The organism is Maribacter sp. IgM3_T14_3, assembly GCF_049603095.1.
In the GTDB taxonomy this organism is placed as follows: Bacteria; Bacteroidota; Bacteroidia; order Flavobacteriales; family Flavobacteriaceae; genus Maribacter.
In genome coordinates this window covers 683,784-707,900 of the sequence record NZ_CP187138.1, presented here as the reverse complement: position 1 = coordinate 707,900, position 24,117 = coordinate 683,784, and the positions used below count along the sequence as shown (strand labels likewise).

The 24,117-nt window shown below is 36.5% G+C and carries 22 protein-coding genes; 11 read left to right on the top strand and 11 right to left on the bottom strand.

Going from position 1 to position 24,117, the window contains the following annotated elements:
• Complete coding sequence (locus ACPF9A_RS03285; RefSeq protein WP_424001616.1) at nt 1-1,428, bottom strand: amidohydrolase; 1,428 nt, start codon at nt 1,426-1,428, stop codon at nt 1-3.
• 100 nt (nt 1,429-1,528) lie between these two features.
• On the opposite strand from ACPF9A_RS03285, the gene ACPF9A_RS03280 reads away from it, so the two are divergent.
• On the top strand, nt 1,529-2,821 hold the full coding sequence (locus tag ACPF9A_RS03280) for an NAD(P)/FAD-dependent oxidoreductase (protein WP_424001614.1): 1,293 nt from the start codon (nt 1,529-1,531) through the stop codon (nt 2,819-2,821).
• A gap of 136 nt (nt 2,822-2,957) precedes the next feature.
• Nucleotides 2,958-3,473 (top strand): hypothetical protein, encoded by a 516-nt coding sequence (locus tag ACPF9A_RS03275; protein ID WP_424001612.1) that lies wholly within the window; start codon nt 2,958-2,960, stop codon nt 3,471-3,473.
• On the opposite strand, the gene xerD is transcribed toward ACPF9A_RS03275, so the two are convergent.
• Nucleotides 3,470-4,372, bottom strand: coding sequence for a site-specific tyrosine recombinase XerD (gene xerD / locus ACPF9A_RS03270; protein WP_424001610.1), 903 nt, complete (start codon nt 4,370-4,372; stop codon nt 3,470-3,472). The genes ACPF9A_RS03275 and xerD overlap by 4 nt on opposite strands.
• A 187-nt stretch (nt 4,373-4,559) precedes the next feature.
• Here xerD and ACPF9A_RS03265 point away from each other — a divergent pair, with 187 nt between their 5' ends.
• Both ACPF9A_RS03265 and aroQ read left to right on the top strand, forming a co-directional pair.
• A complete protein-coding gene (locus tag ACPF9A_RS03265) occupies nt 4,560-5,078 on the top strand; it encodes an outer membrane beta-barrel protein (protein ID WP_424001608.1) in 519 nt (172 codons plus the stop codon).
• Between the two features lie 77 nt (nt 5,079-5,155).
• Nucleotides 5,156-5,572 (top strand): type II 3-dehydroquinate dehydratase, encoded by a 417-nt coding sequence (aroQ, locus tag ACPF9A_RS03260; protein WP_424001606.1) that lies wholly within the window; start codon nt 5,156-5,158, stop codon nt 5,570-5,572.
• 121 nt (nt 5,573-5,693) lie between these two features.
• Here aroQ and ACPF9A_RS03255 read toward each other — a convergent pair whose 3' ends face one another.
• The 4 genes from ACPF9A_RS03255 to ACPF9A_RS03240 all read right to left on the bottom strand — a co-directional run bounded on the left by ACPF9A_RS03255 (nt 5,694) and on the right by ACPF9A_RS03240 (nt 8,812).
• Entirely contained in the window at nt 5,694-5,981 is a 288-nt protein-coding gene (locus ACPF9A_RS03255; protein ID WP_424001604.1) for a DUF3817 domain-containing protein, read from the bottom strand.
• A 20-nt stretch (nt 5,982-6,001) separates the two neighbouring features.
• On the bottom strand, nt 6,002-7,393 hold the full coding sequence (lpdA, locus tag ACPF9A_RS03250; protein ID WP_424001602.1) for a dihydrolipoyl dehydrogenase: 1,392 nt from the start codon (nt 7,391-7,393) through the stop codon (nt 6,002-6,004).
• Between the two features lie 198 nt (nt 7,394-7,591).
• The gene (msrB, locus tag ACPF9A_RS03245; protein ID WP_424001600.1) at nt 7,592-8,089 is read right to left on the bottom strand and encodes a peptide-methionine (R)-S-oxide reductase MsrB; all 498 of its coding nucleotides are present in this window, start codon (nt 8,087-8,089) and stop codon (nt 7,592-7,594) included.
• Nucleotides 8,090-8,248: 159 nt separating this feature from the next.
• Complete coding sequence (locus tag ACPF9A_RS03240; protein ID WP_424001598.1) at nt 8,249-8,812, bottom strand: collagen-like triple helix repeat-containing protein; 564 nt, start codon at nt 8,810-8,812, stop codon at nt 8,249-8,251.
• Nucleotides 8,813-8,985: 173 nt separating this feature from the next.
• On the opposite strand from ACPF9A_RS03240, the gene glgB reads away from it, so the two are divergent.
• From glgB to ACPF9A_RS03220, 4 genes are all read left to right on the top strand, one after another.
• Nucleotides 8,986-10,881, top strand: coding sequence for a 1,4-alpha-glucan branching protein GlgB (glgB, locus tag ACPF9A_RS03235; protein ID WP_424001596.1), 1,896 nt, complete (start codon nt 8,986-8,988; stop codon nt 10,879-10,881).
• Between the two features lie 83 nt (nt 10,882-10,964).
• Nucleotides 10,965-13,367, top strand: a complete 2,403-nt coding sequence (locus ACPF9A_RS03230) for a glycoside hydrolase family 31 protein (RefSeq protein ID WP_424001594.1) — start codon at nt 10,965-10,967, stop codon at nt 13,365-13,367.
• A 36-nt stretch (nt 13,368-13,403) separates the two neighbouring features.
• A complete protein-coding gene (locus tag ACPF9A_RS03225) occupies nt 13,404-14,213 on the top strand; it encodes a M48 family metallopeptidase (protein WP_424001592.1) in 810 nt (269 codons plus the stop codon).
• Between the two features lie 60 nt (nt 14,214-14,273).
• A complete protein-coding gene (locus tag ACPF9A_RS03220; protein WP_424001590.1) occupies nt 14,274-15,605 on the top strand; it encodes an MFS transporter in 1,332 nt (443 codons plus the stop codon).
• 45 nt (nt 15,606-15,650) lie between these two features.
• Here ACPF9A_RS03220 and ACPF9A_RS03215 read toward each other — a convergent pair whose 3' ends face one another.
• From ACPF9A_RS03215 to ACPF9A_RS03200, 4 genes are read right to left on the bottom strand one after another with little or no spacing between them, the layout of a single operon-like run.
• Nucleotides 15,651-16,376, bottom strand: a complete 726-nt coding sequence (locus ACPF9A_RS03215) for a head GIN domain-containing protein (RefSeq protein ID WP_424001588.1) — start codon at nt 16,374-16,376, stop codon at nt 15,651-15,653.
• 31 nt (nt 16,377-16,407) lie between these two features.
• Nucleotides 16,408-17,499: a hypothetical protein gene (locus tag ACPF9A_RS03210; RefSeq protein WP_424004413.1), complete on the bottom strand. Its 1,092-nt coding sequence runs from the start codon at nt 17,497-17,499 to the stop codon at nt 16,408-16,410.
• A complete protein-coding gene (locus tag ACPF9A_RS03205) occupies nt 17,480-18,043 on the bottom strand; it encodes a hypothetical protein (RefSeq protein ID WP_424001586.1) in 564 nt (187 codons plus the stop codon). Before ACPF9A_RS03205 ends, ACPF9A_RS03210 begins: the two co-directional genes overlap by 20 nt.
• The gene (locus ACPF9A_RS03200; protein WP_424001584.1) at nt 18,043-18,597 is read right to left on the bottom strand and encodes an RNA polymerase sigma factor; all 555 of its coding nucleotides are present in this window, start codon (nt 18,595-18,597) and stop codon (nt 18,043-18,045) included. The genes ACPF9A_RS03205 and ACPF9A_RS03200 overlap by 1 nt, the downstream gene beginning before the upstream one ends.
• A gap of 331 nt (nt 18,598-18,928) precedes the next feature.
• Here ACPF9A_RS03200 and lon point away from each other — a divergent pair, with 331 nt between their 5' ends.
• From lon to ACPF9A_RS03185, 3 genes are all read left to right on the top strand, one after another.
• A complete protein-coding gene (lon, locus tag ACPF9A_RS03195) occupies nt 18,929-21,379 on the top strand; it encodes an endopeptidase La (RefSeq protein WP_424004411.1) in 2,451 nt (816 codons plus the stop codon).
• 28 nt (nt 21,380-21,407) lie between these two features.
• Nucleotides 21,408-22,106: a (d)CMP kinase gene (gene cmk / locus ACPF9A_RS03190; RefSeq protein ID WP_424001582.1), complete on the top strand. Its 699-nt coding sequence runs from the start codon at nt 21,408-21,410 to the stop codon at nt 22,104-22,106.
• A 119-nt stretch (nt 22,107-22,225) separates the two neighbouring features.
• Nucleotides 22,226-23,422, top strand: a complete 1,197-nt coding sequence (locus ACPF9A_RS03185) for an IS256 family transposase (RefSeq protein ID WP_423997793.1) — start codon at nt 22,226-22,228, stop codon at nt 23,420-23,422.
• A 75-nt stretch (nt 23,423-23,497) separates the two neighbouring features.
• On the opposite strand, the gene ACPF9A_RS03180 is transcribed toward ACPF9A_RS03185, so the two are convergent.
• Complete coding sequence (locus tag ACPF9A_RS03180; RefSeq protein WP_424001580.1) at nt 23,498-23,878, bottom strand: LysM peptidoglycan-binding domain-containing protein; 381 nt, start codon at nt 23,876-23,878, stop codon at nt 23,498-23,500.
• Between the last annotated feature and the right edge of the window lie 239 nt (nt 23,879-24,117).

Below are 24,117 nucleotides of genomic sequence, written 5' to 3'. Positions count from 1 at the left end.
CTATTTTCTGTAATCTAAAGCTGGAGCTCTATCGCCTAAAAGCGGAATATATTTAAAATCTGCGCCTCTATTTTCTAAAAACTCTGCTTTGGCGGTTTCTATTAATTTTTTATCCTTGAATAAGTCAATTGCAGTCATTGTAAGTGTTTTTGCAGCTATCATCATGCCCTTATTACCAATTGAAGTACCACCTGCAGCAACCGCTTGCCAGCTATGCGCCGGTGTGCCAGGTACCCACGTAGCAGTACTGAAACCAACAGTTGGTACGGTGAAACTAACATCGCCAACATCGGTAGAGCCGAATGCTTTAGCTTCTGTTTTGTATGGTTGCACATTTTTTGCTGTATCAATATCAGCCTTTTCTTGACCTAATGATTTTGCGATTTTATCGGCAAAAGCCTTTTCTTCTGCGGTATATTCCATTCCGCCTACTTCAGATAGGTTTTCATGCATTACTTTCTGCAAAGTAAGATTCGGAAGTAACTCATGAGTACCACCGATCATTTCATAATCCATCGTTGTACCTGTACCTAAAGCAGCGCCTTCGGCAGCTTTTACCATACGGTCAAAAATTTCAATAACCACATCACGTCTATTATGACGAGCATAGTAATATACTTCGGCAAAATCAGGAATAACGTTCGGTGCTTTACCGCCATCTGTAATAACATAATGAATTCTTGCTTCTTGCGGTATATGCTCACGCATCATATTGATCATCATATCCATAGCTTCAACACCATCTAATGCAGAACGTCCTTTTTCCGGTGATGCAGCAGCATGTGCAGAAATACCATGGAATCTAAATTTAGCAGACTTATTTGCTAAAGCCGCACCGGCACTAGCTGCATTTTGAGCACCTGGGTGCCAATGTAATGCAATATCGACATCATTAAAAAGTCCTTCACGAACCATATATACTTTGCCAGATCCCCCTTCTTCTGCAGGCGTACCGTAAAAACGAATAGTGCCTTTAGATTTGTTAGCTTCTAACCATTCTTTTGTTGAAATGGCAGCAGCTGTAGAAGCTGTACCGAATAAGTGATGACCACAGGCGTGACCTGCTGCTGCGCCAGCAGTTTGCTTTTCGGCGACCGCTTTTTGAGAAAGACCGGGTAGGGCATCGAATTCTCCCATTATCGCAATAACAGGGCTGCCAATACCATATTCGGCAATGAATGCGGTAGGTATACCTGCAACACCTTTTTTGATGCTGAAGCCTGCATCTTGTAATGTTTTTTGTAAAAGGTCAGAGCTTTGTTCTTCTTGGTAGCCCATTTCTGCGAATCCCCAAATATTTTGAGCTATAGTTCCATAATCAGCACTTTTCTGCTCTAAATTTTTAATAATGTCTTTTTCGCTCTTTTGAGCATTCAGTGAATAATAGGAAGTACTTAGTACCGCCAATAAAATAAGGGTTTTGCGCATTTTGGTGTTTGTTTGAGTTAGACCTTAAAGATACTAAAAACACATTATTATTATAAAGTAGAAATCCATTTGTTTAATTTTGCGTTTAAGTAATCATACTATGAACATACCACTTTCGAGCTATCCTAGAATTGTAATAATAGGTGGTGGTTTTGGCGGAGTCTCTCTGGCGAAAAAATTAAGTAAACAAGAAGTACAAGTAGTTCTTATCGATAAGAACAATTACCATACTTTTCAACCATTATTATATCAAGTATCTACAGGTGGTCTTGAGCCAGATTCTATAGCGTATCCGCTACGTAAAGTTTTAATAGGGTATGATAATTTCTACTTCCGCCTTGCCGAAGTTCAGCAAATAGATACTGCCGGTAAAAAGTTGAATACAAATATTGGTGATTTAAGTTTTGATTATTTAGTAGTAGCTACAGGTTCTGAAACTAATTTCTTTGGAAATGAGGAGATAGAAAAGAACGCGATGTCTATGAAGTCGATTCCGCAATCATTAAATCTGCGTAGTTTAATTTTAGAGAATTTCGAACAGGCACTTCTTACAGATGATTATCATGAAAGAGATGCTTTGATGAATTTCGTAATAGTAGGTGGTGGCCCAACAGGGGTAGAGCTTTCTGGTGCTTTAGCAGAAATAAAGAAAGGTATTTTACCAAAAGATTATCCAGATTTAGATACAAGAAGAGCACAGATTAATATTGTGCAGGGTGGCGATTGCTTATTACCAGGTTTTAGTGCGCAAGCATCAAAAAAAGCAGAAGACTTTTTAGAGAAATTAGGAGTTCAGGTTTGGAAAGGAGTTCGGGTTACTGGATATAATGGTAAAACCGTTACAACCCTTACCGATTTAAAGTTTGATGCTGCCACTGTAGTTTGGGCAGCTGGGGTAAAAGGAGCTGGTATAAAAGGTTTAGATGCAGAAGGCGTAATTGCTGGTGGTAATAGAATAAATGTCAACGAATTCAACCAGGTAGTAGGTCATCCTAATATATTTGCTATTGGTGATATTGCATGTATGGCAACCGTAGATAATCCTCGTGGGCACCCAATGGTGGCACAACCGGCAATACAACAAGGGAAATTATTAGGTAAGAACTTGGTAAATTTATTAGAGAACAAACCCATGAAACCATTTGTTTATAACGATAAAGGTAGCATGGCGACTGTTGGCAGAAATAAAGCGGTTTGCGATATTAAGAAATTCAGGTTTCAAGGTGTATTTGCTTGGTTTGTTTGGATGTTCGTTCACTTGTTTTTCTTGATAGGATTTAGAAATAGAATGGTCGTATTTATCAACTGGGTATATAACTATATTCGATTTGATCGTGAAGCACGTTTGATCATTCGCCCGTTTAAAAGAGATTACAGTCAGTTCAAAGATTAGTGAAATTGTATTTCATATTTTAAGAGAAGCTTTCTAAATGCTTGGCAGTTAAAGTTTTGCTAAGTATTTCGCTGGCGCTAATTTTTAAAATATCTTTTGTAGGAATTTATGTCTACCAACCTAAGATATCCAACCTATGAAAATACTTGTACCTAGTTTTCTGTTCTTGTTTATAATAGTATCGAATGGGCAAACAATAGAAGAACCGCATACATCAAATTTACCATCATCGTTATCGGGATTGTCAATAACAGGGCATGCATATCCCAATTCTGCAATTGGTGATGTACATAAGTCTTTTATGGTGCAATATGGCATATTCAAGTCTACACAACTTGAGCTCCAAGGTTTTTATGATACCTATATATTAAGTGAAAGGTTTAGGTCTAGCATGTTGTTTAAAAGATATTTGAATGATAGACTATACTTGCTTACAGGTTTAGAGGTAGAAGTGGCAACTGAAAAAGATGAACTTTTTGATGCACCATACCGCCTTGGTTTTGTGGCAGGTGCCGGTTATGATGTCAGCGAGAATTTTATGATTGAATTAAAAAGTAATGTTCAGTTAAATAAATCGACCATTGGTGCTTTTGGTGAAACCCAAGTGACTATGCCTTCGGTATATACAATTGGTAGCAAGTGGAAATTTTAATGATCTTTTCTAGGGTGATAAGTATTCATTACTTCTGCTAAGTGAGATCTATCTACATGCATGTATATTTCTGTTGTAGTAATACTTTCATGCCCAAGCATTTGTTGAATAGATCTTAAATCGGCACCATTTTCAAGTAGGTGAGTAGCAAAGGAATGCCTAAAAGTGTGCGGACTTATACTTTTTTTTAATCCTATGGTAACCGTTAAATTTTTTACGATAGTGAAAATCATGGCTCGGGTAAGTTGTTTGCCGCGTCGATTTAGAAATAGAATATCTTGAAAGCCTTCTTGAATTTTTAAATGGACTCTAATTTCATTTCTATAAATATCAATGTATTTCTTGTTTACAGGGCTGATAGGTACAAAACGTTGTTTGTTTCCTTTGCCGGTTACTTTAATAAAATCTTCCTCAAAAAAAAGATCAGAAATTTTTAATCCGATAAGTTCAGAAACTCTTAATCCGCAGCCATATAAAGTTTCTAGCATAGCGCGGTTACGTTCTCCCTCGGAAGAGCTTAAATCAATAGCACCAATTAATTTGTCTATTTCGTTTTCTGAAAGAGTATCAGGTAATTTACGCCCGATTTTAGGTGATTCTATTAAATTTAACGGGTTGTCTTTTCGGTAATCTTCAAAAATTAAATAATTGAAAAAACTCTTGAGTCCCGATATAATTCGCGCCTGAGATCTAGGGTTGACTACTTTGGCAATTTCATATATAAATTGCTGAACCGTGTTTTTGTCAATAAGTATTGGGGTGGTAGTTATGGTATGTGCATCAAGAAAAGACATCAATTTCTCGATATCCATAGTATAGCTCTGTATAGAATTTTTTGATAACCCTCGCTCAAGCTTAAGATATATGGTGTAATCTTTTAACGCATGTTTCCAATTCATGGTTTAAAGATAAAGAATACATTAATTCGGTATAAAATAATGTAATAATAGAGAGTTTATTTCGAAGTTACAATTTATATGACCTACCTAAAACTAAGCTGTACCACTACTTTCATGGTATTCACAACAAAGATTCTTGTAAGCTTAGTCTTACCTTTATTTTTGAAGGAAATAAACCGACCAAACCATGAATAAGTATTTCATTTTATTATTTGCCTTATGTTTTTCAACCGGAATTTTCGCTCAAGAGGGGTTCAAGTTCGGTATTCAAGGAGGTATACCACTAGATGATTATAATGAAGCTGTAAGTATTGTGCTTGGAGCAGATTTATCATACATGTATCCGTTAGGTGAAGTAGTAGATGTGGGTCCGGCAGTGGGTTTTATTCATGGTTTTGCAGAAACCTTTCAAACAACGATTATCAGAGAAGAACAAGAATCTATTCAGTTTTTGCCCTTATCTGTAGGCGTTCGTTTTTGGACATCAAATGATTTTTCATTTGGTGGAAATATTGGTTATGCAATGGGTTTAAGTGATGGTAATGAAGGTGGTTTATATTACAGACCTACAATTGCTTATTTAATGAGTTCAAGTGTTGAGGTTAATTTTTCTTATACAGGTATAGATATCGAAGAAACCACTTGGTCAACCTTGACTTTAGGTATCGTTTATAATTTTGAGCCGAAGTATAGAACCCGTCGTTAGATAACGACTTCATTTAAGTTTTGTTAATGACAAATATTTCTAATTCATCGTAAGGCAACATTCATTATTTTTGATGTATGAAGATTATCATAATAAATGGTCCCAACTTAAATCTTTTAGGAAAAAGGGAGCCAGACGTATACGGTGCCGAAACTTTTGAAGATTACTTTTCAAAATTACAATTCAAGTTTAAAGATATTGAGCTAGAATATTATCAATCTAATATTGAGGGCGAACTAATTTCTAAAATTCAAGAAACAGGTTTTTCTTATGACGGTATAGTGCTCAATGCAGCAGCTTATACACATACTTCGGTAGGTATTGGCGATGCGGTAAAAGCAGTTGAAACGCCCGTAATAGAGGTTCATATCTCTAATACACACAAGCGCGAAGAGTTTAGGCATGTGTCTTATATTTCGCCGGCGGCAAGTGGAGTAATTCTTGGCTTCGGTTTAAAAAGTTATGATTTAGCTATCGAGAGCTTTTTATTTTAGAAAGTAGAACCTTTCTGTTATAGTTAAAAAACATCTTTTAAGTACGAATGCAGCTGTTTTCGTGTAAATATATAGTTAATAGAAAAATTTATGAACTAACGGCGTTCGCGATAAATTTGCTTTAACCGTTATCTTCTGTTCTTAAATATTTCTCTTCTACGTAAAATGTAGCAAAGGGTAGAAGGGAAGCTATACCGAATATAAATACTTTTTTAAAGCTCCATTTGTGTGTAAAGCCAACTATTAGGGTAAGTGCTATAAATGCGATGAATAGAAAACCGTGGGCGTAGCCGACCAATTTATTTGGCTCTGGTATTTCTGCCCAATATTTTAATGGCATGGTTACCCCGAACAACGCCAAATAAGAGATTCCTTCTAAAATTGCCGTTGCTCGAAATAATTTTAACATGCTATACTATTTTGTATTAATTATAAGTGAATAACCTCGTCATAAGCCGCTGCAGTTGCTTCCATAACAGCTTCGCTCATGGTTGGGTGTGGGTGAATAGCTTTTAAAACCTCATGCCCGGTAGTTTCTAGTCTACGACCAAGAACTGCTTCGGCAATCATATCTGTAACACCTGCGCCGATCATATGGCAACCTAGCCATTCGCCGTATTTGGCATCATATATAACTTTAACGAAACCTTCAGAAGCTCCATAAGCTTGTGCTTTACCACTTGCAGAGAAAGGGAATTTACCAACTTTAATTTCGATACCTTTTTCTCTAGCTTGTTTTTCAGTTAAACCAACAGAAGCGATTTCAGGAGAACAGTACGTACAACCTGGTATGTTACCATAATCTAATGGCTCTACATGCATGTTAGCTAATTTCTCTACACATAAAATACCTTCTGCAGACGCAACGTGTGCAAGAGCGGGTCCTGGTGTAACATCACCAATTGCATAATAACCAGGTATGTTAGTTTGGTAATAATCATTTACCAATATTTTATCTCTATCGGTAGCAATACCAACATCTTCTAATCCTATGTTTTCAATATTGGTTTTAATACCAACGGCAGACAATACGATATCAGCCTCTAAAACTTCTTCACCTTTGGCAGTTTTTACGGTAGCTTTTACACCTTCGCCAGAAGTGTCAACAGAAGTAACTTCTGCAGATGTCATAATTTTAACACCCGCTTTTTTGAAACTTCTTTCTAATTGCTTAGAAACGTCTTCATCTTCAACTGGTACAATATTCGGTAAATATTCAACTACGGTAACATCAGTTCCCATAGAATTGTAGAAGTAAGCGAACTCGATACCAATGGCACCACTACCAACAACAATCATTTTCTTAGGTTGTTTGTCTAAGGTCATTGCTTGTCTGTACCCAATAATTTTTTTACCATCTTGTGGTAAGCTAGGTAGTTCGCGACTTCTTGCCCCTGTAGCAATGATAATATTGTTTGCACTGTATTCGGTAATAGAACCATCTTCAGCCTTAACAGAAACTTTCTTTCCGGCTTTTAATGTTCCGTAACCTTTAATAACTTCTATTTTGTTCTTTTTCATCAAGAATTGAACACCTTTGCTCATTCCTTCAGCAACGCCACGGCTTCTTTTAACTACGGCATCAAAATCTTTATCGGCACCATTAATTTTTAAACCATAGTCTTCTGCATGTTTCAAGTATTCAAATACTTGTGCAGATTTCAACAATGCTTTGGTAGGTATACAACCCCAATTTAAGCAAACACCGCCTAAACTTTCTTTTTCAATAATGGCAGTCTTAAACCCTAATTGTGCAGCCCTAATAGCGGTTACATACCCACCAGGACCACTACCTAAAACAATAATATCGAAAGTGCTCATATTTTGATTTTTTGTAGATTGAATTGAGCTGTAAAAATACAAAACCTTATTGAAATTAATTGTAGGTTTTTAAAATATGACCTTTAATATGAAATTGTGATATTTTAGAAATATACCTAGCTGCTTTAGTATGAGTCTTATAGAAAAAAAGAAGAGGTCTAAAAAGACCTCTTGCAATTATAAATTCTAATTTAAATGTTATTCGGCAGGTACAAAATTAAGCGCAACACCATTAACGCAGTGGCGCAAACCTGTTGGATCTGGTCCGTCTTCAAAAACATGGCCTAGATGTCCGCCACAAGTAGCACAATGTTCTTCTGTTCTTTTGTAACCAATTTTGTAATCGACATCATAAGCAACATTACCTTCAATTTCTTCATAGAAACTAGGCCATCCTGTACCAGAATCGAATTTGGTATAACTTTTAAATAGGGGAGTAGCGCATGCAGCGCAAACGTATGTGCCTTTTTCTTTATTCTTTAATAATTCGCTAGTAAATGGGGTTTCAGTAGCAGCTTCACGAAGTACATAATATTGAGAATCGGTCAACTCCTTTTTCCATTCGCTTTTCGTTTTCTGAACCGCGAATTCTTTTTTCTGGCTAGTCTTGGTATCCGTAGCCATCTCTTTTTCTTGAGAAGTACCCTTGCAGCTCACAAAAAGTACTAATAGTGCAATTACAATATTTATTTTCATCTTTTCAATTTTTTAGTTCTGTCGATAAAATTATATGTTCCTTTCAATGTACTGTATCTACGCAACATTTTAGGTTAAAGTTTTAAACATAGCAAATAAAAAAAAGCCTTTGATTATCATTCAAAGGCTTTAGATTAAATAGGTTAACTACATGGGGTGTTAATCTAATTTTATTTTTTGAATGCTATCTTCGGTTATACCTAAATGAGCCATTACAGAATTCATATTAGAGGTGTCTAATTTACCGGTTGTAGATTCTGCTGGTAAAATGGCTATTCTAAAAACTTGATTATCTGTATCACCTGCTTGTAAAGTAGCAAGATCAAAATCTGACTCTAAAAAAATATTGACATCAAAAAAGGTATAGTCAAAGTTGTATTGAAGCAAGCCTTGGTCTAATATTCGTGTTTGTGGCATCAATCTCCATATATCAACTAATTCACCATTACTATCTTCAGTTTCACCCCAAAGTATGTAAACTAAAACAACATCGCTTTCAAAGACTTCAATACTTTGCGGAAATTCGTAAAATATAGAATAATCGTTTTCTAAAGTAAATGTGCCTTCAATATCTACGACTTGTCCTAAGATGTTAACTCCGTCCTGTCCAGCAGGTCCTCTTTCACCATCAAATCCATCAAATCCAGGAGGTCCCTGTGGTCCTTCACAAGAAATAAAAAATAGAGTTACAAGTGCGCCTAAAAATAAATTCAGTTTTTTCATAATGTTATAATTATTCGGATTACGTTGAAATTTTGAATAGTTCTTTCAAAAAGCGTTCCATTTTTGGTATTTAAATATATAAATCGGATATTAACTGCTGTATTCTTAACTATAAATTATTAGAGTCGAACGTCTTTAAAAGATGATTAGCTTTACCAAAATAAACCAATTATATGCCAAACGTAAAAGTTCACACATTATTTACCGATTTTGATATTGATCTTTTTAAAGGTGGTAAGCATTATCGCCTGTATGAAAAGTTGGGTTCTCATTTGGTTGAAGTTCATGGTGTAGCAGGTACATACTTTGCCGTTTGGGCACCATCTGCAAAATCTGTATCGGTCGTAGGTAATTTTAATTCTTGGGATTCAGACGACCATAAGTTAAATGTTAGATGGGATTCTAGCGGTATTTGGGAAGGTTTTATCCCCCATATTGGTAAAGGCGAAGTCTATAAATACAAGATACAATCTGTCAATAATGATATTTGGACAGAGAAAGCAGATCCTTTCGCACGGTACTGCGAGCACCCACCAAATACAGCATCCATAATTTGGACTGCCGAGCATGATTGGAAAGATGATGCTTGGATGGGCTATCGAAAAGATAAAAACGGATTAGACAAACCATACTCTGTTTATGAAGTGCATTTAGGTTCATGGAAGAAAAATGCAGAGAATAAATTTTTGACTTACCATGAGTTTGCGGTAGATCTTGTAAACTATGTTAAAGATATGGGGTATACCCATGTAGAGTTTATGCCGATAATGGAATACCCTTATGATCCCTCTTGGGGCTATCAATTAACCGGTTATTTTGCCCCAACTTCAAGATTTGGTTCTCCTGAAGAATTCAAACTTTTAGTAGATACTTTTCATCAAAACGATATAGGTGTAATTTTAGACTGGGTACCATCTCATTTTCCGGAGGATGCTCATGGTCTAGGTTTCTTTGATGGTTCTAATTTATATGAACATCCAGATAGAAGAAAGGGCTACCATACCGATTGGAAGAGTTTAATCTTTAATTATGGTAGAAATGAGGTTAGAGCATTTCTTATAAGTAATGCCATATTTTGGTTAGACCAATTTCATGTAGATGGTCTTCGTGTAGACGCCGTTGCATCGATGCTATATTTAGATTATTCTAGAGAAGATGGTGAGTGGGAACCAAATATATATGGTAATAACGAAAATTTAGAAGCCATATCTTTTATTCGCGAATTGAATGAAGCAGTCTATTCTAGTTTTGAAGGTGTGCAGACTATTGCCGAAGAATCTACGGCGTTTTCAGGGGTTTCAAAACCCGTTGAGCATGGTGGCTTAGGTTTTGGTATGAAATGGATGATGGGTTGGATGCATGATACATTACAATTTTTTCAAAAAGAACCGATATATAGAAAGCATCACCAGAACGATCTAACCTTCAGTATGACTTATGCTTTTACAGAGCATTTTATGTTGCCTTTTTCTCATGATGAGGTAGTCTATGGCAAGAAGTCTTTGGTGTATAGAATGCCTGGCGATGAATGGCAGCGATTTGCTAATTTAAGGTTGTTGTTCGGCTACATGTTTACCCACCCAGGCACCAAATTAATGTTCATGGGTTGCGAATTTGGGCAAACGGAAGAATGGAATTTTGAACAAAGTTTAGACTGGCATTTATTACAATATGATGGTCATAAGGGTATTCAAGATTTTGTAAAAGATTTAAATCATCTATATAAAAACGCGCCCGCATTGTATGAGAAGCAGTTTAGCGAAGCAGGTTTTCAATGGATAGATTATGGTGATCACGAAAACTCGGTCTTAACGTATGTACGAAAAGGACATGATGAGGAAAATGATTTAATTATAGCGTGTAATTTCACCCCTGTACCGAGAGAGAATTACAGAATCGGTAATCCTAAAAAAGGAAAATTGACAGAAGTTTTAAATAGTGATGATGCCAAATATGGTGGTGGCGGAAATTTGAACAATAAAATAAAGTCTTCTACCAAACCAGCTCACGGACATAACAAATCGATTGAAATTACAATTCCGCCGTTAGGTATTGTAATACTGAAATAACTTAAAGCTGTTTTATCATATTTAGGCGACTTTAATGTTTTTCGGAAGTACTATTAATTTGATATATTTTAATTTATAAGTTCATGATTACAAATACAGAGCTTGAGTATAAAGGCAATTTATACCCAAACCATATCGTTGAATTTTCACAAGACTCAGATAAATTATACTTCACAACTGAAAATGGTGTTGTTTTACAAATAACAATTTTAAGAGGTAGTATTATTCGTTTTAGGTACGCAACCAATTATAATTTTGAACCAGATTTTTCGTATGCCATTGACCCAGATGCAACCATGGGGTATAGTAAGTTAGAAGTTGTAGAAAACGATACAGAGTACATAATAGCTACAGCTCGTTTAAGTATACTTGTCGATAAGAAAACGTTACGTACCCAAATTTCTGATTTAGAAGGTAATATTATCAGTGAAGACGAATTAGGTTTTCATTGGGAAGAGAATTACGAATATGGTGGTAACACCGTAAAATTGAGTAAAATCACCCAATCGGGAGAGAGTTTTTATGGCATGGGCGATAAAGCCATGCACAGTAACCTTAAAGGTAAAAGAGTAGAAAATTGGGTAACGGATCAGTTTGCCTTTGCCAAAGAACAAGATCCACTTTATAAGGCAATTCCGTTTTACGTTGGTTTAAATAAAGGCAAAGCTTACGGTATTTATTTTGATAATAGTTTTCGAACAGGATTCGATTTTTCTCAAGAACGTAGAAATATAACCAGTTTTTGGGCCGATGGTGGTGAGATGAATTATTACTTCATTTTCGGACCAGATATGTCAAAAGTGGTCAGCTCATATTCAAGTCTAACCGGTACGCCCGAGTTGCCGCCAATGTGGGCATTAGGTTTTCACCAATCGAAATGGAGCTATTACCCAGAAAGTAATGTAAAGGACATTGCCAGCGAATTTAGAAGATTAAAAATACCTTGCGATGCAATCTATCTAGATATAGATTACATGGATGGTTTTAGGTGTTTTACTTGGGATGAAAACCACTTTCCTGACCCAAAGAGAATGATACAAGAACTTGAGGCAGATGGTTTCAAGACTGTGGTCATGATCGATCCAGGTATAAAGGTAGATCGCGATTATTGGATTTATAATGAAGCATTAGAAAACGATTATTTCTGTAAAAGAGGAGATGGTCCTTTAATGCATGGTAAGGTATGGCCTGGGGAATGCAATTTTCCAGATTTTACAAACCCTGCAGTGCGAGAATGGTGGGCAGAGCTGTATAAGGAATTTATGTCAGAATTGGGCGTACATGCCGTTTGGAATGATATGAACGAACCTGCAGTAATGGAAGTACCCACAAAAACAGTACCTTTAGATACGCGACACGATTACGACGGTCACCCATGTACGCATCGAAAAGCACATAATGTGTACGGTATGCAAATGGTAAGGGCGACGTATGAAGGTGTTAAAAAATATGTTTACCCTAAGCGACCTTTTGTAATAACAAGAGCCGCATTTGCAGGTACACAACGATATGCTTCAACTTGGACAGGCGATAATGTTGCTACATGGGAGCATTTATGGATAGCAAACGTGCAGGTACAGCGCATGTGTTTAAGTGGCTATTCATTTGTTGGTTCAGATATCGGCGGATTTGCCGAACAGCCAGATGGCGAATTATTTGCCAGATGGGTACAATTAGGTGTTTTTCACCCATTTTGTAGAGTACATTCAAGTGGTGATCACGGCGATCAAGAACCATGGTCATTTGGCACAGAGATAACAGATATCGTTAGAAAGTTTGTAAATCTTCGCTATCAACTGTTACCTTATCTATACACCATGTTTTACAAATACACCAAAGAGAATATACCTATGGTGCAATCTTTAGTGTATTTTGATCAAGAAGATAACCAGACACATTTTAGAACCGACGAGTTTATTTTTGGAGAAAAAATATTGGTTTGTCCAATCCAAGAACCCAATGCTCAAGGGCGTAGAATGTATATACCGAGAGGAGATTGGTATGATTTTTGGACTAACGAACCTGTAAAAGGTGGTAAAGAAAAATGGGTAGCTGCAGAGATAGATATGCTCCCAATTTTTGTGAAAGCCGGTGCTATAATTCCGAAGTATCCTATTCAACAATATGTAGGGGAAAAGAAAATTGAAGAATTGGTTTTAGAAGTGTATTACAAAGAAGGTATAGAATCTTCTGAAGTATATGAAGATTCAGACGATGGGTACGATTATAAAAAAGGAAGGTATTCTTTAAGTAATTATAAATTAACAGGTAAAGAAAATTCATTGACCATTCAATTATTTAAAGATGGGACGTTTGAAACGGAGTATAAGATGATGAAACTGAATTTTCATGGTCTTCCTTTTGAAATTGATTCCGTAATGATAGATAACGAAAGTATAGATTTAGATAGCATTTCGATAAACGATAATAATGATTTGCGAATAGACAAAAACTTTACCTTATTGCATTTATCAGGAAAACAATAACTTTGTAGTTTTCTACCATTAACTAAAATTATTAAAATGAAAAAATTTGTATTAATTGTATTTGTATTTATAGGCGTTTCAGCTTGTAAGGTGAACCCATTTACGGGTCAGAAAACGTTGAATTTTTATCCGAACAGTCAGGTGTTCCCATCCGCATTTGCGCAATATGATCAATTCTTGACAGAAAATAAGGTAGTGACCGGTACCGCCGATGCTCAAATGATAACAAGGGTTGGGCAACGTATATCTTCTGCGGCAGAGCGTTGGTTGACAGCAAACGGATACCCGGGTTATTTAAAAGATTATAAATGGGAATATAATTTGGTAAACGATGAAACCGTAAATGCATGGTGTATGCCAGGTGGTAAAATTGTATTTTATACGGGTATTTTACCAATTACTCAATCAGAAACTGGTGTTGCAGTAGTAATGGGTCATGAAGTAGCACATGCTCTTGCTGATCACGGTGCACAACGTATGAGCGCTGGTACCTTACAACAAGTAGGTGCTGTTGCAGGTAATGTTGCTATTAAAAATCAACAAACATTAGGCTTGTTCAATCAGGCTTATGGTGTAGGTACACAGTATTTAGGGATGTTGCCATTTAGTAGAGGGCATGAGACCGAAGCTGATAGAATCGGTTTACAGATTATGGCTATTGCAGGTTACGATCCTTATGAAGCTGCAGAATTATGGAAACGTATGAAGGCGAACAGTGGAGGTCAGGCACCGCCAGAATTCATGAGTACACACCCTTCTAATGATACCAGGATAAATAACCTAACAGCTTGGGCACCAGATGCCGCGGCTGAAGCAGCTAAATTTGGAGTAACTAAATTTAACTAAAACCTTTAGGATTATTGTATATTGAAGCCGTTCAGAAATGAACGGCTTTTATTTTTTTATATGGGGAAGACACTAGTTGCAAAAGGAAGTAAAAAATTATTGAACGCATGGGCCTTTTACGACTGGGCAAATTCAGTATATAGTTTAGTTATTTCTTCTGCAGTTTTTCCAATATTTTATGGGGCACTTTTTAGAGTTGCCGGTATTGAAAAAGTAACCATTTTTGGAGGTGAAATTGCAAGAGCTCCTTTAATAAGTTACACCACTTCTTTAGCATTTGTTTTTATAGCAATCGTTACTCCTTTAGTATCAGGTGTTGCCGATTATCTCGGAAATAAAAAAATGTTCATGAAGTTTTTCTGTTATTTAGGCGGACTCTCATGTATTGGATTGTACTGGTTTTCTTTAGAGAATATTTATATAGGTTTAGCTTGTTATTTCTTCGGATTAGTAGGCTTTTGGGTAAGCTTTGCCATCAATAACTCTTATCTGCCAGATGTAGCCTTCCCAAGGCAGCAAGATGCTATTAGTGCCAAAGGTTTTACACTAGGATATGTTGGTAGTGTAATTCTACTAATTTTTAATTTGGCGATGGTCATGAAACCAGACTTCTTTGGTATAACTACAGATGAAGCAGGCGCCGCTGAAATAAAGGCCATGAAATATTCATTTGTAACCGTAGGTATTTGGTGGATACTCTTTGCACAATACAGCTTTTATTATCTGCCGAAAGGATATAAAAAAGAAGGGAAAAGAACCAATATAGTTTTAAACGGATTTAAAGAGCTTCAACAGGTATGGCATCAACTAGGAGAGCAGGTAAAACTAAAAAGATATTTAGGTGCTTTTTTTGTGTATAGTATGGCCGTGCAGACTGTAATGCTTATCGCCACATATTTCGGAGAAGAAGAAATAGCTTGGGGTACAGACTCTGAAAGAACAACAGGTTTGATCGTAAGTATATTAGTTATACAGATTGTGGCAATTTTAGGAGCGACGGTTACCGCTAGAGCATCAGAAAAATTCGGAAATATTAAAACACTTATTGTCGTGAATGCACTGTGGGTTGCTATTTGTATATATGCCTATTTTGTAATTACACCGACCGACTTTTATATTGCTGCAGGTTGTGTAGGTTTAGTAATGGGGGGTATACAAGCATTGTCGAGATCCACTTATTCAAAATTTTTACCAGAGACTACCGATACGACATCTTTTTTTAGTTTTTATGATGTAGCCGAAAAAATAGGTATCATCATTGGTACTTTCCTTTATGGCGTAATAGCTCAAAAAACGGGTAGCATGAGAAGCTCGATTATTTTCTTAGGTGTTTTCTTTTTAATTGGAATGTTCTTGTTGACTAGAGTAAAAGAATCAAAAAAGCCCCTATAAAAGAGGCTTCATTGAATTGATTGTTCGCTATTTTGATTTTATATGTTAGCCTTTAGAAATGTCTCCGGATCCTGAGGTTTTAGTATCTACTTTCTCGGGGTTACCTCTATAAGAAATATCTCCAGAACCAGAAACACGTGCTTTAATAGATTTCTTTGCAGTTACTTGAATATCTGCAGATCCAGACACAGTTGCTTCTACATTTTCTGCATCTAGGTCATACGCTTCGATATCTCCGCTACCAGAAATAGTGGCTTCAAAATCGGTAGTGTTACCGCTTAAAACGATATCACCAGAACCCGACATTGTTGCAGATAAAGAGCTTGTATCAATATCTAATGTAATATCGCCAGAGCCTGACATTGCAGTACTGAATTTATCTGATTTGATTTTTGTTTTACCAACAATATCTCCAGATCCAGACATAGCAACAGAACTTATAGATTCTACAGGCACGGTAATACGAATTCCAGATTTCCAGTTGCTAGATTTTAGGTTGACACCTTTTTCTGTTTTAATGACCAATTTGCCATCTTTAACTTCGGTAATGATATATTCTAATAGGTTTTCTTCACCTTCTAAGGTAATTTCACCCTCTGTGCCTGCAACTAGGTCAACATCGAACCATCCAGAAACTGCTACTCCGTCATAATCTCCAGTACTTCTTTCAATGGTAACATTATTTCCATTTCCTTTTATGGTCTTTCCCCATTGTGCTGAACAAGAAAGAGATAAAAGACCTGCACAAACTATTACACTTAATTTTTTCATGATTTTCATATTTAATTGATTGATTGATTGATTATTTTTTGTTAAAACTGATACCGCCATAGTCACTTGACAGCGTCATTTTATTTCCACTTCCTTTAGAGCCATAAAAACCTTCGTAATGCTTGTCAGAAGATTTTTCTGTACTGATGTTTATGGTAAAATCATCTTTACCGCTAACTCCCGAATAACTAGTCGAAATATCGAAATCGAAATGATAGTCGCTATGGTATCCTATTTTGATTCCGGTATAATCAGTTCTAATATTCACATTACCGGCATCAGCTGCAAGCTCGTCTATACGAATAGAACCATAATCTGCTACTATAGAAACATCACCATGTACAGTGCCTAATTTTACAGTAATATAATCGCCATTACCGTTAATGTTTTTTAGCTCGTCGATATCCATATTGCCATAGTCACTAGTATATTCTAAATCATCCATAGTGCCAATACTTGCGCTGGTGTAATCTGCATTGATAGCAAGATTTCCTGCTTTTTCTATCGTAAAACCTGAGTAGTCGGCTCTTATTTCTCCACTATTGATATACCCAATCGTAGACTTTGAGGTGTAATCGAAATTTAAACGATTATTACGACCTCTAAGCTCTCCTAAATCTAACCTTCCGTAGTCACAATTAATTCTAGCATGACCATCAATTCTATCGAGGCTAATATTACCATAATCGTTACTCAGATCTACATTGTTCTTTACTGGGACTTTAATGGTGTAGTTGATCTGCATGTTAACATTGTTATTGTTTCCCCAACTCCATCCCCAGCCATTACTACTTTTGTTGAAAATGGTTTCTGCAGAAACACGTTCGCTACTGGCTTCAAAATCAATAGAAATTTCATCTAGTTTTTTTTGAACCTTTTCTTCGTTATTACCATTGGTTTTAATATGAACTTCGATAACAATCCTATTCTCGTTCCAAGAAGTAATATTTAAATTACCGTAAGAATTATTGATTTTTAGCAGTGCATTAGCATTCACATTAAATTCTTTTTTAACGGTTTTTTCTTTGGTATGCTTACCATCAAAATCAGTGTCGTTAGCTGTGGCGACGGTGGTGAACGCCAATAATAATAGCCAGGTATATTTATATAGTATAGTTTTCATCATTCGATTTTTTAATTGATTTAATATTTTCAATTTGTATCATAACCTCATTTAAAAGATCTATTCTGGTTTGGAAATTAGTAATCATAGCACTTAATATAAGTTTGCTATTACCACCATTTAAAAGATCCTGTTCCATTTTGGTGTAGTTCAATTGAAGCTTTTTCAATTGGGTCATGGTATCAGTAATTATTCTTTCTGTTTCTGGTGATTTCTCAGAGTTCAGTTCATTGATTTGCTGTTCGATTAAATTTGCGAAATAAAATTGAGTCTTAGAGGCTTCAGGTGAAATCTCGGCAACCTGATCTTCAACGCTACTTGCCGTATTAAGTTGAAATATTCCAACAGATACTAGAATAGCAATAGAAGCGGCAACAGACAAAAAGAGCATCCAAGGGTTCTTTCTCTTTGGGTCGAGTGTTGCAACACCTTTACTTTCGTTTAATTTTTCTAAAAACCGCTGTTGGTGCCCACTGGTGGGTTCTGCATAATCTACTTTATCATGTAGCTCATTAAAAAGCTGTTCTATGTTATCTTTCTTCATTAGACCGCGAGTATTAATTTTTTTCTAAGACTTTCTTTAGCTCGTGAAACAGTAGTTCTGCAATTGGCATAACTAATGTTCATGATTTCGCTGATTTCATCATAATCGAACCCTTCGATTAGATGTAAGGTCAAAGAAATTCTGTAATTGTCTTTTAAATCTTTCATGGTTTCCATCACTTTTTGAGCCTTTAGTTCTGTAAACACATGGTCAGATGCAATTCCGTCATTATCCTCGACCTTGTACAATACTTCATCTAAAGCAACTTCATTCTTTTTCTGTTGCTTTCTATATTGATGTATGCTGTTGTTAATAACAATGCGTTTCAACCAGGATCCGAAGGTTACCTCCCTTTTAAAAGTATGCAGTTTCGTAAATGCGCTTAGAAACGATTCTTGCATAATATCTTCTGCTTGGGCAGTGTCTTTTACGATTCTGAGAGATGTATTGAACATAGCCTTGTAATACCTATTGTACACTTCTAGCTGTGCACTCTGTTTACCGGCTATGCACAATTGCACTAGCTCATCAATATGTTCTCTTTGTTGGCTCAAAAAGTGATTGGTTTAATTGAAAGATGATTCAATTTACGGTTTGTTACAGTTTGGTAAAATTTATATTAAAAATTCTTTACTTTTTAAGGAGCATTTGATTTCTAAAGAGACTTTTTGTGTATGTTTTATTGGCTTGTGCTGTGGTAGTCTATTTAAAAGCTATCTTATTGTTAAACGAATTAATTCACTTGGCACAAGAATTGAAATACCTTTATGCAAGTGAAGGTGCAAAAGCTGTAGTAACCTTATTTATAGTGCTTCTACAGCATTTATGTATAATTTTTAAAAAAAAATTCTGTTTGTTTAATGACAGAATGACCGATATATGAGTATGGGAGATTCTAAATTTTCAAATTTTGACAATATGTCCTTACAGGGAATCGATCAAGATTCTGAGCTTATACCACTATTGACCCCCGAAGATGAGGAGCAAATGAATAGTGAGACTTTGCCAGAAACTTTACCGATATTGCCTTTAAGAAATACAGTTCTTTTTCCTGGTGTAGTAATTCCGATTACTGCTGGTAGAGATAAAAGTATTCGCTTAATAAAAGATGCTAATAATGGTTCTAAAGTCATCGGTGTTGTTTCTCAAAAAAACGAAGAAACCGAAAACCCCGATGTGCAAGACATCAATACCTTAGGTACGGTTGCCAAAATATTACGCGTACTTCAAATGCCCGATGGTAATACAACGGTCATCATTCAAGGTAAAAAACGTTTTGAGATTGCCGAGGTTTTGACTAAAAAGCCATATTTAACGGCTACGGTTAGAGAGACCGAAGAAATTAGACCAGAAAAGAACGATAAGGAGTTCTCTGCCATTATAGAATCTATCAAAGAATTGGCATTGAAGATTATTAGAGATAATCCGAACATTCCGAGTGAAGCATCTTTTGCTATTAAAAATATTCAAAGCGATTCATTTCTAATCAACTTTGTATCGTCTAATCTTAATTTAGATGTAAAGGCGAAACAAGAGTTATTAGAGATAAGTAGTTTGCAAGAACGTGCATTGGCGACATTAAAATATATGAATGTTGAAATGCAGAAGTTAGAGCTTAAAAACGATATTCAGTCGAAGGTTAGAAATGACTTAGACCAGCAGCAAAGAGAGTACTTTTTACACCAGCAAATGAAAACCATTCAAGAAGAATTGGGTGGTGTTTCTTATGATGAGGAGTTAGAGGAGATGAAAATCAAGTCTAAAAAGAAAAAGTGGGGCAAGAAAGTAAAAGAGCATTTTGAAAAGGAGTTATCTAAAATGAAGCGTATGAATCCGCAAGTGGCGGAATATTCTATCCAAAGAAATTATTTGGATCTTATGCTAGATTTACCTTGGAAAGAATTTTCGAAAGATAAGTTCGATTTAAAACGTGCACAGCGAATTTTAGATCGTGACCATTATGGTTTAGAAGATGTAAAGAAAAGAATCATAGAGTATCTCGCGGTATTAAAACTGCGTAATGATATGAAATCGCCGATCTTATGTCTGTACGGACCTCCTGGAGTTGGTAAAACTTCTTTGGGTAAATCTGTAGCAGAAGCATTGGGTAGAGAATATGTAAGAATGTCTTTAGGTGGTTTGCGTGATGAAGCTGAGATTAGAGGGCATCGTAAAACTTACATTGGTGCTATGCCCGGTAGAATTATTCAAAGTCTTAAAAAGGCAGGTACCTCAAATCCTGTTTTTATTCTAGATGAGATAGATAAGTTGTCTAATAGTAATCAAGGTGATCCATCTTCTGCAATGTTAGAGGTGTTGGATCCTGAGCAGAATAGCGATTTTCACGATAATTTTTTAGAGTTGGGTTATGACCTTTCTAAAGTAATGTTCGTAGCTACCGCTAATAATTTAGGTAGTATACAGCCAGCTCTTAGAGATCGTATGGAGATTATTCACGTAAGTGGTTATACCATTGAGGAGAAAGTAGAAATTGCTAAAAAACATTTACTACCTAAGCAATTGACCGAGCATGGTTTAAATGCCAGTCATTTGAAAATCGGTAAACCGCAATTAGAGAAAATTGTAGAAGGGTATACCCGCGAATCTGGAGTGCGTTCTTTAGAAAAGCAAATTGCAAAAATGGTACGTTACGCGGCTAAGTCTATCGCCACAGAAGAAGAATATGAAATAAAGGTTAGTAATGAGATTATTATAGAAGTATTGGGCGCACCAAAAATGGAGCGCGATAAATATGAAAATAATGAAGTTGCAGGTGTAGTAACAGGTCTTGCTTGGACCAGTGTTGGTGGTGATATTTTGTTTATTGAATCTATACTTTCAAAAGGTAAAGGTGCTATGACGATTACCGGTAACCTTGGTAAAGTGATGAAAGAGTCTGCTACCATTGCCATGGAATATATTAAATCAAATGCCGAACATTTTGGTATCGACCCAGAAGTTTTTGAAAAGTACAATGTACATATTCACGTGCCAGAAGGTGCAACGCCTAAAGATGGTCCGAGTGCAGGTATAACCATGTTAACTTCTTTAGTTTCTTTATTCACCCAAAAGCGCATTAAAAAGAGCTTGGCGATGACAGGCGAAATAACCTTACGAGGAAAAGTATTGCCTGTTGGCGGAATAAAAGAAAAGATTCTTGCTGCAAAAAGAGCAAAAATTAAAGAGATAATTCTTTGTGCAGATAATGAGCGAGATATAAAAGAAATCAAAGAATCTTACTTAAAAGGATTGACATTTCATTACGTAAAAGAAATGTCTGAAGTAATTGATATTGCAATTACCGATGTTAAAGTAAAAAACGCGAAAGAGTTGTAATACAGCTTTTCTTAATATTTTTGGAACAATGAAAAAAATCACTATCGCAATTGATGGATTCTCTTCTACGGGAAAAAGCACTTTGGCTAAGCAGTTGGCTAAAAAGCTAGAATATGTTTATGTAGATACAGGGGCAATGTATCGTGCAGTTACATTGTTCGCCATGAAGTCCGGTTTTGTTGAATCCGGTGAAGTTGATGAAGATGCATTGGTGAAATCCTTAGGCGATATTGAACTGAACTTTATTTTTAATTCAGACTTAGGGTATGCCGAAATGTATTTGAATGGTGAAAATGTAGAGAAGGAAATAAGAACCATGCCTGTTTCAAAAAATGTAAGTCAGGTTTCGGTTATAGCAGCTGTTCGAGAGAAATTAGTAGCTATGCAACAAGCGATGGGTGCAGATAAAGGTCTAGTTATGGACGGTAGAGATATCGGTACCGTGGTTTTTCCTGATGCTGAACTTAAAATTTTCATGACCGCTTCTCCAGAAAAACGTGCAGTAAGAAGATATAAAGAATTGTTGGATAGGGGAGAAGATGTAGTTTATGCCGATATATTAGAAAATGTACAAAAACGAGATTATATTGATAGTAACCGTGAAATTTCACCTTTAAAAAGAGCAGATGATGCTATTGAGTTTGATAATAGTGATTTAGGATTAGAAGATCAGTTTCAAAGAATCTATGAACACTCGCTTCGGGTTATTGAAAAACATCAAGCATAAAAAAAGAGGTTAGCAAAGCTAACCTCTTTTTATTTAGGACTATCTCATAAAGTGTGTAAATAAAAAAATAGCGGGGGCATGCCCCCGCTATTTTTTTAACTTTAAATTTTCACACCATTATGAAGAAAGAGGAATTATTCAACGATGAGTTCTTAAAACAGTTCAAGACCGGTGACGAGCTGAACGGTTTTCTGAAAGAACTCCAAAAACGTGGTATCGAGAAGATGCTGGAAGGCGAGCTTGACGGCCACCTCGATTATGACAAACATGGAAAGGCCAGGAACGGGAACACACGTAACGGCCATTCGACCAAAAAAGTCCGTACCTCCTTCGGGGAATCAAGGATCGCGGTGCCAAGGGACAGGGATGCCAGTTTCAACCCCATGATCGTGCCCAAGCGCGGTAATATGGTCGACGGTATCGAGAACGTGATCGTATCGCTCTATGCCAAGGGAATGAGCAACAGCGATATCGAAGAGCAGATACGGGAGGTCTACAACTTCGATATCTCCACATCCACCATATCGAGGATAACCGACAAGATCTCCGGGGACATCGTCGCTTGGCAGAACAGGCCATTGGAACCGATATACCTTATCGTCTGGATGGACGGGATCGTGTTCAAGGTACGCGAGAACTCGAAGGTCATCAACAAAACGGTCTATATCGCGGTAGGATTGCGCAGGGACGGTAAGAAAGAGGTCCTTGGGCTTTGGTTGGGCAAGAACGAGTCCGCCGCTTTTTGGATGAGCGTACTGACCGATATACGCGCCCGTGGCACCGAGGACATCCTGATAACCGCAACCGATAATCTGAACGGGTTCACCCAGACCATCAAGAACGTGTTCCCCGAATCCAAGACCCAGATATGTGTGGTGCATCAAATAAGGAATGCCTGTAGGTACGTTGTCTGGAAGGACAAAAAAGCCTTTACAACAGATATGAAACTTATCTACAACGCACCTACACAAGCTGCGGCGAAGGCCGCCCTAAAGGACTTTGCGGACAAATGGGAAGGGAAGTACTCCTATGCCGTCAAAAGCTGGAGGGACAACTGGGACGAGCTTACCGTGTTCTTCGAGTTCCCCATCGAGATCAGGAAAATAATCTATACCACCAACCTTATCGAGAACCTGAACGGCAAGATCAGGAAGTACACCAAGAACAAGCTGTCCTTCCCGACGGACGATGCCGTGATGAAATCCGTATATTTGGCGGTAAGGGAGGCCACCAAAAAGTGGTCGATGCCTGTAAGGAACTGGGGCATAATCCTAAATCAGTTCCTGACGATCTATGAAAAAAGGGTCAGACTTTAGATAAAAGTCCAACCCCTGTTATTTTTAACTTACACAGTTAATGGGATAGTGTCTTTTATTTATATAGTATCGATACTATTTATTTGGAATAACCAATACTTGATCTGGATGAATAACATCTGGGTTTTTCAAGATACCAGTGTTCGCTTCGAATATAGCTTTGTATTTCATAGCATCACCATAATAGTGCTTAGCTATTTTGCTTAAAGACTCACCACTTTTAACAACGTGTCTGTGATATACAGAATCGTCTTCAACAGTAATATTAGCTTTAATATCAGAAGGGCTTTCACCACCTAATTGCTTTATTTTATCCCACATTAGGTCTTTCTCGTAAGGAGTTTTTGCTTGTCCTTTAATTTTAAGAACATCACCTTCAACGGTTACATTTCCGTCTTTTATACCTAATTGCTCACCAAGATCTAACAAACCTTGATATTTTGCCTTAACACTCATAATTTTACTTTTTTTAATGGTTATTATAATACTTCTAAGATAAGCATATTTAAGATATTTAATTCTAAAATCATGCCAAATTCATTAAATGAACGCGTAATACTTTGTTGTGTTGCCTAATCTAAATAAAATGATTATTTTTGCACACCTTTTTTGCAAGGAAGTCAAGAGAAAAAGGGTTAGATAAAAAAATAAATGTAACTACTTTCATAGTCGTTGCCTAAGTCTTGATAAGGTTA